The organism is Terrirhizobium terrae, from assembly GCF_030323265.1.
GTDB lineage: Bacteria > Pseudomonadota > Alphaproteobacteria > Rhizobiales > Rhizobiaceae > Neorhizobium.
On the sequence record NZ_CP104992.1, the window covers coordinates 1,718,845 to 1,731,362 of the forward strand.

Here is a 12,518-nt window from a genome sequence, read left to right on the forward strand (position 1 = left end):
CCGATATATGTCAGCTCCAGCCGGCCATCCGCCAGTAAAGATCGTTGGGGCGGCCCTCATCCTCGTCGGAGCGTGCTTCGCCTGCGCTTTCCGCCTTGTCTTTCCGGCCCTCGCCATCCTGTGACGATTCTTGCTCGGCCTCTTCGCCTTGCTGCTCGCCGTGGAAGCCATGATCCTGCGCCGGCGCCTCATCCTCTTCGTCGCCGATTTCCGCGATTGCACGCGCCTTGCGCTCCTCGCGTTCGGGCTCCTGCTCTCCCGGCGGGTAGGCGACATAGGGCCACGGCACGCCTTCGCGTGTTGCCTGCGGCCAGCTACCGGCAAGCATTGCCATTTGTTTGTCCAACGGCTCGCCGCCATCGGGTTGGGCTGCTGCCGCCGCCTCCGAAGGCGGCGGTTCGCTCGGTCTGGCAGCCGAAGGCGAATCGGTCGCTCCGGCGTTGCGCGCGGTGCCCGCAGCCTGCTTAGCTGCACCATCTGCAGCAGTCGGCTCGTCCTGGCCTGCCGGTTGCTCCGTCGGGGCGGCAAGGAATTCTGGACGTCGCACTGTCGAACCGGCTGTAGGCGATGCTTCTCCCGTCGCGACAAGGCCGGTCATCCAGTTCGCCAGTTCGGCAAGCATCAATCTTGCGTTCGAAAGGCCGGCGCGCCCGTCGGTCGATGGCGCACGCATCCCGGTCTCGGCAAGGCGAGGGCTCTTCGCCTTGGTTTCGGCAACCCTCGGATCGGCGGCGGCCTCGTCCTGTATGCGCGCGGCAGGTGCCGCACCCGTATCGCCATCGGCTGCCGCTATGCCGAGACCTGCGGGAGAGTTCGGCGAGGCTCCAGCAATGGCAGCTTGTCCGGGGATGATTTGCGCGGCCGCCTGCTGCTGTGCCGTCTGGCCGCTTGCGGGGCCGCTCATCGTCGGGTTGGCGGTATGGGAGGCTGGTGTCGTCGGGCGCTCGAGACGGTTGCCCTGCCGGTCCGCCAGCGCGTTTCCTGTATTCTGCGTCGGCTGTTGGCCATCGGGACGAGCCGGTGAGCTCTCCGGGGTGTCCTGCAATGAGCCCTGCTGTGACGCCGACGCGACAGGGGCGGCCTGTGATTGAGGCGTCGAAGCCGCTGGTGCAGCGCCCGCAGCGGTGGCCGCGCCCTGGGCTCCCGCCGGTGCGCCAGCCGGCATGCCGCCTTGGGCAGCAGGCGCCGGCCGCGAAACATTGCCGTTTGCAGCCGGCTCGGCGCTTCCGTTCTGGCGATAGGAGCTCACCACGGCCTTGGCCGCAAGGTCGCGCTCGCTGGCGCTTGCTGTCTCGATATAGGCAGCCAGCCGAGCCGCATCGGGGCCGGCTGGATCGTTGAGGATCTCGGCGAGGAGCCGCAAGGTCACGCCCTTGACGATCTGGTTCAAGAGGCGCTCGATCGACATCCGCTCGGCAGGGTTGAGAGCCCGCACGGCTTCGGAAAGGCGCGTCGCATAGTCGACCAGCGCTTCGTTCTCGCCGCGCGGCATGTTGAGCACCTTGCCGATCGTCTCGGCAAAGATCGAGAAGCTTTGGGCGAGCTTCAACTGGGCGGAAAGCGAAAGCGCATCCATGCGCCCACCGGAGATCGGCACGGACTTGTCGTTGTCGGCTGCCACAGTTGTCGTGGCGGCAGCAAGGCTCATGCGGGCGGCGGCAGCAGGCGCTTGGCTCTGGAAGTCGGAATGCGAACTCAACGCGGCACGAACAGGTGGCAGCATCGCATGCTCCATCAGTTGTCTGCGACGGTGGGGACATGCCGGCCAAATCATGCAGCGACATGGCGCTGCGACGCCTCATGGCGCATTCTTGCCGAATGACAGGAGATGATAGGGGTGAATGGTTAACGCACCGCTAATCCGGCGCGGACTGGTCGCAGAGTAGACGGTGCAAACGGCAGGGTTGCTGAGTTAAGCGGCCTTCTTGCGAAGTTCGTAGAGTCCAATCTCGTCAGTAACGACGGGGAGGATGCCAGTGTCGTCTTCCCCTGCGTCTTCCGCTTTCTCGGCGTCTGCTGCGAGAATGGCCAGCGCTGAGGCGGCTTCGGTAGCGTCGGCGCCATCATCAGTCGGCTTTGCCCCGAGCTCGTCATTCTTTTCTTCGACTTCGTCCTGGTTTTCCTGGACGTCTTCGAGCTTCTGGCCGGCTTCCGCGGCCTGTATGTCTTCCAGGCGCTCGGCGCGCGTCTCGGCGTCTTCCACGCGCGTCGGGTCATAGCCCTGCGGGCCGAGCTTCAGTTCCTCAAGCGATTTCGGATCGGCCGTGTCTTCCATACGCTGGACGACGCGCTCGACTTCCGTACCCAGCTTGCCGCCATTGGCTTTTTTGATCAGGGCTTCGCTCAGCCGCTCATTGTCGTCGCCATAGGGGTTCTTGATGGCGTTGAGCAGGGTGTCCATCGAAATGCCGAGATCGGCGAATCCGATCTTCTCGGACAAGTCACGGACATCGTTCGGCGCCATGCCCTTCAGCGCTTCTTCGAGTGCACGGCCAAGCTTGTAGGAGGAGCGGGCTTCGTCGGTATCGAGCCCAAGCTCGTCAGCCAGCCTCTCGACGAGATCCATTTTCAGCGCGGCGGGGTCGGCATTCCCGGTTCCGAAAAGTGCTGTGGCGATCTTCTCGCGGGCACGCTTGGCGTCCTCGCTGGCGCTGAGGCGAGCCTCGGTCAGCTTGTCGCGTTCCTTGCCGGTGCGCTGCTCCTCATTCTGCTTGCGCTGCTCCTCGATGCCGTCGAGCATCGACTGCATCGTGTTGGTCGCGGCAAGTCCGTAGCTTTGCTGAGTAGGAAGCAGCATCGTGAGGTCCGGTGTTCGAGATATCTTTGCCCGCATGCAACGTAAGGTTTCACTGGTTAACAAAACCTTTACGGGGCATTGGCACTTATCTCACCCAGAGACGGGTGCCTCAGCTATGGGCAAAAATGTCGGTTTCTTCCCAGCCGAGCAGATCGAGCTTGGCCCGCGTCGGCAGGAATTCGAAGCAGGCGGTGGCGAGCTCCGCGCGGCCATCCCGCATCAGGCGGTAGGTGAGCTTGTCGCGCAGCGCATGCAGATGCAGCACGTCGGAAGCCGCATATTCGAGCTGAGCCTGCGACAGCGTTTCGGCAGCCCAGTCCGTCTGCTGTTGCGCCTTGGAGATATCGACCTCGAGGAGTTCCCGCAGATTTTCCTTCAGACCATGCCGGTCCGTATAGGTGCGCACCAGGCGCGAGGCGATCTTGGTGCAGAAGACCGGGGTCGTGGTCACGCCGAACGTGTGGAACAGAACCGCGATGTCGAAACGACCGTAGTGGAAGATCTTCTGGCGGGTCGGATCGCCCAGCAGCGCCACGAGGTTCGGCGCCTGCGTTTGGCCAGCCGCGATGCGGATTACGTCCGCCGTCCCGTCTCCGGGCGACAGTTGCACGACGCACAACCGGTCGCGGCGCGGTATCAGACCGAGCGTTTCGGTGTCGATGGCGATGGCGCCGGAATAGCGTGCCGCGTCCTGTGCCGGAATGTCGCCTTCATGATAGCGTATCTCAGCCATGTGATTTCACCCGCATTGTATCAATATCGTCGTGGCTATCATATCATCCAGAGTGAGGCGATACTGTAGGTGCCCGGTATAGGGGCATTGTCTTGATGAGCAAATGCTCAGCCTTGCGTCTAATGCATTGCTGCATTGCAGCGAACCCGCTTGGCGGCCGACAACGAGTCGGATTATAACCTGCTCATCGAACGACGCACTCCTCCTCCCAGTGTCGTTCGATAGCGGATCGACAACATCCTCCTCCTCCCAGTTGTCGATCAAGTTTAAAGCCTGGCGCATCCTCCTCCCGCGCCAGGCTTTTCGCTTTTCTGGAGGTCTTTCCCCGCATCAGACGCCAATTCACGACGCAGTCACGTAAGTGTCATCTGCGATCGATAAGACAACCTCGTTCCGCCCTAGATCATGAGGTTTTCCATGCGCAAGATCCTTGCTGCCCTGGTCGTTTCGACCACTCTGGCAGGCGCCGCCCAGGCCGCCACCGTTTACCCGCTCGACCGCGCCACCATCCTCGCCGGCTCGCCCTTCGATTTCAAGGTCGAGTTCAAGTCCGTTGTTAAGCCGGAAGACGTGAAGATCACCGTCAATGGCCAGGACTACAAGGCAACGCTCGGCAAGGAAGTCGAGTTCGTCGCCGAAGAAAAGTCCAAGGACAAGGTTCTCGGTTCCGCCGTCATCCTGCGTGGCCTGACGATCGCCAATGCCGGCGACTACAAGGTCGAAGTCACCGCTGGTTCCGAGACCAAGAGCGTGACCTGGAACGTTTACGGCACGGATGCCCAGCCGAAGGCGAAGAACGTCATCTTCCTCATCGCCGACGGCCTGTCCGTCGCCCACCGCACGGCCGCCCGCATCATGTCCAAGGGCATGACCGAGGGCAAGGCCGACGGCCGTCTCAACATGGACGAGATCCCACCGGCAGCCTTCATCGGCACTTCCGCCACCGATGCCGTCGCAACCGATTCGGCGAACACCATGTCGGCCTACATGACCGGCCACAAGACCGCCGTGAACGCCATCGGCGTCTATGCCGACCGCACGTCGGACTCGATGGATGACCCGAAGGTCGAAAACATCGCCGAAGCGCTTCGCCGCCAGACCAAAAAGTCGATCGGCATCATCTCGACCGCCGAGCTGCAGGATGCGACGCCTGCCGCCGTCGTTGCCCACACGCGCAAGCGTGGCGACAAGGCCGAGATCAACGGCATGCTGTTCGACGTGAAGCCGGATGTCGTCCTCGGCGGCGGTTCGGCTTACTTCCTGCCGCAGGCGACCCCCGGCTCCAAGCGCAAGGACGACAAGGACTACGTCAAGATGTTCCAGGACGCCGGCTACACGCTGGCGACCAGCAAGTCGGAACTGGCGACGGCTGCAGGCACCAACACCGGCAAGATCCTCGGCCTGTTCCACACCGGCAACATGGACACGACGCTTGACCGCGAGTTCCTCAAGAAGGGCACGACGGGCAAGTTCCCGGATCAGCCGGGCCTCGTCGAGATGACCAAGGTCGCGCTCGATACCCTGTCGAAGAACCCGGAAGGCTTCTTCCTCATGGTCGAAGCCGCCAATGTCGACAAGATGTCTCACCCGCTCGACTGGGACCGTGCCGTCGTCGACACGATCGAGTTCGACCAGGCGATCGGCGCTGCCCGCGAATTCGCCGCCAAGAACCCCGACACGCTGATCGTCGTCACCGGCGACCACACCCATGGCGTCTCCATCATCGGCACTGTCGATGACGAGAAGGAAGGCACCGACATGCGCGAGAAGGTCGGCACCTATGCGGAAGCCGGCTTCCCGAACTACGAAGACAAGAATGGCGATGGCTATCCGGACAAGGTCGACGTATCTCGCCGCCTCTTCCTCAATGCCAATAACGGCCCCGACCACTACGAGACCTTCCGTCCGAAGCTCGATGGTCCCTTCGTTCCGGCGATCCAGAACGAGAAGAAGGAATATGTCGCCAACGAGCAGTACAAGGATGTTCCCGGTGCTGTCCTCGTCACCGGCATCATCCCGAAGAGCGCCGACAGCGGTGTCCATGCCGTAGACGACGTCGTGCTCCAGGCCGCTGGCCCCGGTGCCGAAGGCTTCCGTGGCTACATGGAACAGAGCGACGTCTACAGGGCACTTGCCGAAGCTTTCGCGCTCGGTGCCAAGCAGACCAACTAAGCAGCAGATCAGGATGGGCGGGCCAGATGGTCCGCCCATCCGTGCATTTCTGACGACTTGAATTGCCGTCTCCTCTGCGGGAGGATGGCAGCATGCTTCCATGAAGGAGAATGGTGATGGAAAAGCCCCGCGAGGTGCCGTTCAATCGCCGCCAGATGCTCAGCCTGTCGCTGGGTTTCGTGGCCGCTCTGCCCCTGCTTTCAGTGGCGGGTCGTGCACGCGCCGATAGCGACATCACCTTCGATGAGCTCTACGGCAAAATCAGCGTGCTCGGGCTGGAATTCTCCGACAAGGTCAAGCAGCTGAACGGCAAGGACATCGCCATGAAGGGCTTCATGGCGCCGCCGCTGAAAGCCGAGGCCGCATTCTTCGTATTGACCGAAATCCCCATGTCGATCTGCCCCTTCTGCTCGACCGATGCCGACTGGCCGGACAATATCGTCGTCGTCTATCTCTCCGAAAAACAGACCTTCACCCAGCCCAGCCAGACGATCGAAGTGCGCGGCACGTTGGAAATGGGCTCCTGGACCGATCCGGATACCGGCTTTGTCAGCCTGCTGCGCATCCGCCAGGCCGAATACGCGACGGTTTGACAGCATGCTGCCGCTGAAAATCGAAAAACTCGCCGTGTCCTTTGCCGGACTCGTGGCGCCGGTTCTCGCCATAGATAGCCTCGATATCGCCGCCGGCAGCCGTGTGGCGCTGACGGGCGGGTCCGGCTCGGGCAAGAGCACGCTTCTCAACATCATCTCCGGGCTCGAGCGCATCCGCGCCGGTCGTGTTGTCTGGGGCGGGGAGGATCTCGCCCAGCTCTCCGAAGGGCGCCGTGACCGTTGGCGCGCCGCCAATATCGGCCTCGTCATGCAGGATTTTCATTTGTTTCCGGGCCTTTCGGCGCTCGACAATATCCTTCTGCCGGCCCGCCTCTCCCGTGTCGCGAATGCCGACCTTAAGAAGCGGGCCCACACACTGCTCGAGACCGTTGGCCTCAAGCGTCCCGACCAGCATGTCGAGACCATGTCGCGCGGCGAGATGCAGCGCGTGGCAATCGCCCGTGCCCTCCTGCGCAGCCCCGGCGTCATCATCGCCGACGAACCGACCGCGAGCCTTGATCTCGAAAGCGGAGATGCGGTCGGCGACCTGCTTCTCTCCGTCGCCGAAGCTGCCGGCTCGACATTGATCCTTGCGACCCATGACCAGCGTCTCGTGGAACGGCTCGATCGCCGCCTGACGCTGAAGGCCGGCCGCATCGTGGCCGATACGGATGCCAGGGAGATCGCGGCATGATCGGCTTCATCCTTGCCGATCTCCGCCGCCTCTGGCTCGGTGGCGCCGTCGTCGTGCTTCTGGTGGCGCTGGCGACCGCGCTCGGCGTCGCAGTCACCCTGCAGGAACGCGCGCTTCGCCTTGGCAGCGCGCGTGCGGCCGACAAGTTCGACGTCGTGGTCGGTGCCGCCGGCAGCGAGACGCAACTCGTCCTTTCCTCCGTCTTCCTCCAGGCAGCCCCTGCCTCTGGTCAACGGCCATGTCCTGGCCAAGCTCGCGGCCGATCCCCGGGTTGCCTGGGCGGCCCCGGTTGGTTTCGGCGACAGTTTTTCCGGCTATCCGATCGTCGGCACCACGACGAGCCTGATCGACAGCACGACCTCTGGCTTCACCGAAGGTAAAATGTTCGCTCTGGAAGGCGAAGCGGTTCTCGGCGCGGCCGTCAGGCTGCCGCTCGGCGCAGATATAAAGCCCATGCACGGCACCGCAGAGACCGGCGGCCATACCCACGCGGGCTCCGCTTATAAGGTCGTCGGCCGGCTGAAGCCCACCGGCACGCCTTGGGATCGCGCCATTCTCGTGCCGATCCAGGCCGTCTGGCATGTCCACGGCCTCGGCCACGGACATGGCGAGGAGGGGCATGACGAAGAAGAGCACGAGGATGGTGGCCACGCCCATGAAAAGGGTAAGGAGCACGCCGAGATCGAGGCGGCTGGTCAGGAGACCGCTGCCGTTGTCGAGCGGAGCCAGGGCCAGCGACACGCTTTCGCGCTAGGCGCCGCCTCTGCCTCCCATGTCGAGGAAGAGCATCACGGCAGCATCGATCCGAATGCACCCGTCGTGGAAAGCTTCGGCGAGCACACGCCGGGCCTGCCGGCGATCCTGGTGAAGCCGAAGACGATCGCCGATGCCTATCGGCTGCGTCAGGAATATCGAACCGGCAGCACGCTGGCGGTGTTTCCAGGCGAGGTGCTGACAGGCCTCTATGCCACGCTCGGCGATGCCAAGACGGTGCTGAGCGCTGTCGCTGCTGGCTCACAGGGGCTGGTGGCCGCTGCGCTGGTTCTGGTCACGGTTATCCATGTGGGGCAGAGACGCCGCCAGATCGGCGCCCTGCGTGCCTTCGGCGCGCCAAGGGGATCGGTCTTCCTCATCGTCTGGCTGGAGCTGTTCCTGCTGGTCGCGCTCGGCGTCGGCATCGGCTTTTTGTTTGGCCTCGGCGCGGCGCATATCGGTGCGCAGCTTTTCACCGAAAAGAGCGGCGTCATCCTGCCGGTCGATTTCACCCGCGAGGATCTGCGCCTCGCGTTGATCCTCCTTGGCTTTGCTGCACTGCTTGCCGCCGTACCGGCGCTGCTTGCTTACAGGCAGTCACCGGCTCAGGCTCTCAGAGCCTGAGCCGGCAAGTCTCGAAGTTTAAGCGCTTAGCTTGTGGATCGCGGCGATCACGTCGTCCTCGATCTCTATGCCATTGGCGAGCGCCTGGGCACGCAGGCTGCGGCCGCGGCGGCCGGGGAGGCGCACGCCTTCCTGCTTTGCCATCTCGCCGGCAAGGCCCGCCATGCGCTCTGCCGTTCCGCCACCATTGGCGGCATCGGGATCGATCAGCATGATCGAGTGGCCAAGCTCCGGCGGCGGGCCGTCCGCGTCAAACAGCGAGCTCGCCTGATAGGAGAAGTTGGCGCCTGCAAGGCCGGCCGACAGCACTTCCACCATCAGCGCCAGCGCAGCACCCTTGGCGCCACCCGACGGCGCCATCGTGCCCTTCATCGCGGCATGGGCATCGGTGGTCGGGTTGCCGTCCACGTCGAAGGCCCAGTCGTCGGGAATGCTGACGCCCTTCTGCGTCGCCTCCATCACCTTGCCGCGCGCCACCTTGGAAAGCGCGAGGTCTATGACCAGCGGATCGGAACCGGCCACCGGCACGGCAAAAGCGATCGGGTTGGTGCCGTAAAGTGGCACCTTGCCGCCCCAGGGTGCCATGGCGGCCGGAGCATTTGCAAACATCATCGCGACGAGACCAAGCTCGGCAAAGCGCTCGACGGTAAGCGCCATCACGCCCGCATGGTGGGAGCGGCCGATCGCGGCGAAGGCAATCCCCTGCTCGCGCGCGATGGCGGGCAGTTCGGCGATGGCAAGGTCGAGGGCAGGGTAGGCGAAGCCGTGGGCGGCATCGATCGCAAGCACGGCAGGCTTCGGCCGGGCGAGTTGCGGCACGGCCGCGCCATCCACCTTGCCGGATCGTACCTGCTTCACATAGGCGGGCACGCGGCGCAGCCCGTGGCCCGATTGGCCGGCGGCTTCCGACTGGACGAGAGCGCGGGCGACGGAAAGGGCGGTAGACGGCAGGACGCGATTGTCTTCGAAGACACTGTGAACCAGCGTCTCGGCTTCGGTAAGGCTCATATGCATGCGGGGAGGTTCCGGCTAAAACAGGAGGGGTACGGTCCTGCAGTGTTAAAGCAATTCCAGCCGAAGTGGGAATCGGTTTGTGCCCGGAACTGCGCAAAAACCGGAAAATGGAGCGCCTCGGGTTTTGCGGGAGGGCTAGCCTCCTCAAAGAGAGGCGCACCGACCGTCCTCGGGTCGATGCGCCTGATATCAGCCGCCTATTCGCATTTCACCGGCTGGCTGAGCGAACTTGCAACACCGGCTGGCGGTGCAGGGATCGGCGAAGCGCGGCGGACGGCAGATGTGACATAGCTGTCGATGGCGGGATCACCCGAAGATCGGGCGACCGACACGCTGCCGATATTGCCGCTTCCGTCGAAGCTGAACCGGACCGTGACGATACCTGTCGAGTTACCCGGGCAGCGGCGGGCATTGCGGGCGATCTTCGAGCGGACGCGGGTCATCCAGCGTGCCGGCGAGATATTGGCGGAGAAGGTCTGCCCGCTCGAACTCTGGCTCGCCGCGTTACGGTTGGACTGCGTCACCTGAGCCTTGGCCTGCGCCTGTTCGCGCTGGGCCTGTCGCTGCTGGCGGCGCTCGACCTTCTTCACCGGCTCCTTCTTCGGTTCCGGCTTTTCGGCCACTTCAGGCGGCGGTGGAGGCGGGCGCATGGTCGGCAGCGGCACTTCCACGTTTTCCAGCGCAGCCGTCATCTGCTCCTCGATCGGGTCCGGCTCCTCGATAGGTTCCGGCGGCGGCTCGGGCAGGGGCTCGGCAATCTCCGGTTCCGGCGGTGGCGGTGGCGGTTCCTCGGCGACTTCCGGTGGGGGCTCGACAGGCTCCGGTGTCGGCTCGACCTGAGGTTCCTCGACCGGCTCCATCTGCTCGGTCTCGACCTTTTCCACGTCCGTCATATCGGGGGCGATCTGCTCTGCCTCCGTATTGACGGCTTCGGGCTCGGGCGCGAGTTCGATCATGATCGCTGCCGGCGGCGCGCTTTCGGCCTCGGCGACAGGCTCTTCCTGCATCAGAAGGGCGGCTGCGGCGATATGCGCGCTCAACACCAGCACGCTGGCGCCGGTCCAGAGCGAGAATTCACCAAACTTCCCCGCCTTGCTGCGATAGGGCGCGGCTGGGTTCATGGAGCAGCTCCGGGAGCAGGCTGGGGAGCTGCGGCCGGTGCCGCCGGCTGTCCCGCTGCAGGCGCAGGTGCTGCGGCACCTGGCAGGGTCTCAAGGCCGACCAGTGCGATCTTCAGGTAACCGGCGTCACGCAGGAGGTTCATCACTTCCATGAACTGGCCGTAGTCGACGGCCTTGTCGGCACGCAGGAAGATGCGCGTATCCTTGTTGCCGCCGGTCAGCGTGGTCAGCCGCTCAGTGAGCTGTTCCCGCGCCACCTGGTCATTGCCGAGGTTGAGCGTCAGGTCTTCCTGAACCGTCAGGTAAAGCGGCTCGTCGGGACGTTCGGCAGGCTTGGCGCTGGAGGCCGGCAGGTCGACATTGACGTCGACCGTCGAAAGCGGCGCAGCGACCATGAAGATGATCAGCAGAACCAGCATGACGTCGATGAACGGCGTCACATTGATCTCGTGGTTTTCGGGAAGCTCTTCGCCGTGATGTTCGCGAATACCGCCAGCCATGACTTACTCCCCTGCAACGAGAGAGACGGGACGGGTGCGGCCGCCCGGCGGGATCTTGCGGAAGTCGAGGTCGCGGCTGACCAGACGCTCGACGCCGGCGGCCGCATCGGCCAGAAGCTGGCGATAACCGGTCACGGAGCGGGCGAACATGTTGTAGATGATGACGGCGGGAATGGCGGCCACGAGGCCGATCGCGGTCGCAAGCAGCGCTTCGGCGATGCCAGGCGCGACGACGGCGAGGTTGGTCGTCTGGGTTTCGGAAATGCCGATGAACGAGTTCATGATGCCCCAGACCGTGCCGAAGAGGCCGACAAACGGGGCAACCGAACCGATCGATGCCAGGATGCCGGTGCCGCGGGCAATGCGGCGGCCAGCGAATGCCTCGATGCGCGACAGTGACGAGCCAACGCGTTCCTTGACGCCGTCACCATCCGCGTGGTCGAGCGCGGCTTCCGACATCTCGACTTCCTCGGCAGCAGCTTTGAGCATGTAGGCGGCAGGCCCGCCGCGGCCGGATGAAGCCTCGACGGCTTCGGCAAGCGTGCGCGAGCTGCGGATGATCTTGATGATACGGCCGGCACGGGCGCGGGCGCCGGCAAGCTCGAGCGTCTTGACCAGCCATACGGTCCAGGTGGCGAGCGATGCGATGGCGAGGCCGATCATCACCGACTTCACCACCCAGTCGGCGGCCATGAACATGCCCCAGGGCGAAAGGTCGTGGGGAATTGTCAGGGCTTCGGCTTCTTCCACCGGTGCCAGGTCCGTCACGCTCTCCTGCGGGGCCGGAGCTGGCGATTGTGCCGCAGGGGCAGCCGGGTTTCCGTCGGAAGGAGCGGCGGGCTGGGAAGCCGTCGGTGCCGTTGCCTCGGGTGCGGTCGGCGACGCCGCCGGTGCCGGCGGCTGGTTGTTCGTCGCGGGAGCCGGCTGGCCTGCCGCAGGCGCCTGAGTTGCCGGGGCAGCATTGTCGGCCGGAGCCTGCGTTGTCGGAGGCGTCACAGGTGCGGCCGGGGCCGATGGCTGGGCCTCGGACTGCGCCTGGGTCGGCGTGGAAGGCTGTGCAGGAGTGGCCGGCGCGGGTGTCGCAGGCGCGGTCCGTCCGGTTGTCGGAGCCGCCGGAGTGGTCGTTGCCGACGGCTGGGGCGCGGCGGGCGCGCTTTGCGGAGGTGTTGCCTGCGTCGTCGTGCTCGGCTCGGATGTCTGTGCCACGGCGACGGCGCTGAAAAGCGCAAGCGCAGCTATCGTCGTCCCAAGCTGTTTGGCGGTGCTCGCGAGGCGGCGGTTTCCGGCAACGGCAGGGGCGATGGGTGCAGACATGGCAGACGATACTCCGACTATTGCCGAAAGGCGCTTTCACCGGATCGGCATACAATGTGATCAGTCGCGGGCCGGTTTGTTCCGGCGGCAAACTTTGCTGCTATGCGATAATAAACATGACTTGAAATGGCAACTAATAAATCTTGAGTATCAGAGTCAAAATCGTACCAAATTTTCACGTTTTCGCCAGTCAGCGTAATATT

At 64.2% G+C, this 12,518-nt stretch carries 10 protein-coding genes and 1 pseudogene; 4 read left to right on the forward strand and 7 right to left on the reverse strand.

Features of this window, described 5'->3' with window-relative positions:
• Positions 1 to 10 precede the first annotated feature (10 nt).
• From N7E02_RS16085 to N7E02_RS16095, 3 genes are all read right to left on the reverse strand, one after another.
• Positions 11 to 1,723, reverse strand: a complete 1,713-nt coding sequence (locus N7E02_RS16085) for a hypothetical protein (protein ID WP_286583185.1) — start codon at positions 1,721 to 1,723, stop codon at positions 11 to 13.
• A 189-nt stretch (positions 1,724 to 1,912) separates the two neighbouring features.
• The gene (locus N7E02_RS16090) at positions 1,913 to 2,797 is read right to left on the reverse strand and encodes a hypothetical protein (protein ID WP_286583187.1); all 885 of its coding nucleotides are present in this window, start codon (positions 2,795 to 2,797) and stop codon (positions 1,913 to 1,915) included.
• A 109-nt stretch (positions 2,798 to 2,906) separates the two neighbouring features.
• Positions 2,907 to 3,530, reverse strand: a complete 624-nt coding sequence (locus N7E02_RS16095) for a ribonuclease D (protein ID WP_286583189.1) — start codon at positions 3,528 to 3,530, stop codon at positions 2,907 to 2,909.
• Positions 3,531 to 3,947: 417 nt separating this feature from the next.
• On the opposite strand from N7E02_RS16095, the gene N7E02_RS16100 reads away from it, so the two are divergent.
• From N7E02_RS16100 to N7E02_RS16115, 4 genes and pseudogenes are all read left to right on the forward strand, one after another.
• Positions 3,948 to 5,702 carry an alkaline phosphatase gene (locus N7E02_RS16100; protein ID WP_286583192.1) on the forward strand — a complete coding sequence of 585 codons (1,755 nt, stop codon included), beginning with the start codon at positions 3,948 to 3,950 and terminating at the stop codon, positions 5,700 to 5,702.
• Positions 5,703 to 5,818: 116 nt separating this feature from the next.
• Positions 5,819 to 6,295 carry a hypothetical protein gene (locus N7E02_RS16105; RefSeq protein ID WP_374730704.1) on the forward strand — a complete coding sequence of 159 codons (477 nt, stop codon included), beginning with the start codon at positions 5,819 to 5,821 and terminating at the stop codon, positions 6,293 to 6,295.
• 4 nt (positions 6,296 to 6,299) lie between these two features.
• Positions 6,300 to 6,989, forward strand: coding sequence for an ABC transporter ATP-binding protein (locus N7E02_RS16110; protein WP_286583194.1), 690 nt, complete (start codon positions 6,300 to 6,302; stop codon positions 6,987 to 6,989).
• Positions 6,986 to 8,366, forward strand: a pseudogene (locus N7E02_RS16115) (FtsX-like permease family protein). The gene N7E02_RS16110 and the pseudogene N7E02_RS16115 overlap by 4 nt, the downstream one beginning before the upstream one ends.
• A gap of 18 nt (positions 8,367 to 8,384) precedes the next feature.
• Here N7E02_RS16115 and N7E02_RS16120 read toward each other — a convergent pair.
• The 4 genes from N7E02_RS16120 to exbB form a co-directional block, all read right to left on the reverse strand.
• A complete protein-coding gene (locus N7E02_RS16120) occupies positions 8,385 to 9,380 on the reverse strand; it encodes an Ldh family oxidoreductase (RefSeq protein WP_286583195.1) in 996 nt (331 codons plus the stop codon).
• Between the two features lie 197 nt (positions 9,381 to 9,577).
• Positions 9,578 to 10,501, reverse strand: a complete 924-nt coding sequence (locus tag N7E02_RS16125) for an energy transducer TonB family protein (RefSeq protein ID WP_286583197.1) — start codon at positions 10,499 to 10,501, stop codon at positions 9,578 to 9,580.
• Positions 10,498 to 11,001, reverse strand: a complete 504-nt coding sequence (gene exbD / locus N7E02_RS16130) for a TonB system transport protein ExbD (protein ID WP_286583198.1) — start codon at positions 10,999 to 11,001, stop codon at positions 10,498 to 10,500. Before exbD ends, N7E02_RS16125 begins: the two co-directional genes overlap by 4 nt.
• Before the next feature lie 3 nt (positions 11,002 to 11,004).
• Entirely contained in the window at positions 11,005 to 12,315 is a 1,311-nt protein-coding gene (gene exbB / locus N7E02_RS16135; protein ID WP_286583200.1) for a tonB-system energizer ExbB, read from the reverse strand.
• Between the last annotated feature and the right edge of the window lie 203 nt (positions 12,316 to 12,518).

What these genes read in the sequence shown, in the direction of transcription:
- N7E02_RS16110 (WP_286583194.1), top strand. Translation starts at nt 6,300, where the DNA reads ATGCTGCCGCTGAAAATCGAAAAACTCGCCGTGTCCTTTGCCGGACTC.
- N7E02_RS16085 (WP_286583185.1), bottom strand. Translation starts at nt 1,723, where the DNA reads ATGCTGCCACCTGTTCGTGCCGCGTTGAGTTCGCATTCCGACTTCCAG.
- N7E02_RS16095 (WP_286583189.1), bottom strand. Translation starts at nt 3,530, where the DNA reads ATGGCTGAGATACGCTATCATGAAGGCGACATTCCGGCACAGGACGCG.
- exbD (WP_286583198.1), bottom strand. Translation starts at nt 11,001, where the DNA reads ATGGCTGGCGGTATTCGCGAACATCACGGCGAAGAGCTTCCCGAAAAC.
- N7E02_RS16125 (WP_286583197.1), bottom strand. Translation starts at nt 10,501, where the DNA reads ATGAACCCAGCCGCGCCCTATCGCAGCAAGGCGGGGAAGTTTGGTGAA.
- N7E02_RS16100 (WP_286583192.1), top strand. Translation starts at nt 3,948, where the DNA reads ATGCGCAAGATCCTTGCTGCCCTGGTCGTTTCGACCACTCTGGCAGGC.
- exbB (WP_286583200.1), bottom strand. Translation starts at nt 12,315, where the DNA reads ATGTCTGCACCCATCGCCCCTGCCGTTGCCGGAAACCGCCGCCTCGCG.
- N7E02_RS16105 (WP_374730704.1), top strand. Translation starts at nt 5,819, where the DNA reads ATGGAAAAGCCCCGCGAGGTGCCGTTCAATCGCCGCCAGATGCTCAGC.
- N7E02_RS16090 (WP_286583187.1), bottom strand. Translation starts at nt 2,797, where the DNA reads ATGCTGCTTCCTACTCAGCAAAGCTACGGACTTGCCGCGACCAACACG.
- N7E02_RS16120 (WP_286583195.1), bottom strand. Translation starts at nt 9,380, where the DNA reads ATGCATATGAGCCTTACCGAAGCCGAGACGCTGGTTCACAGTGTCTTC.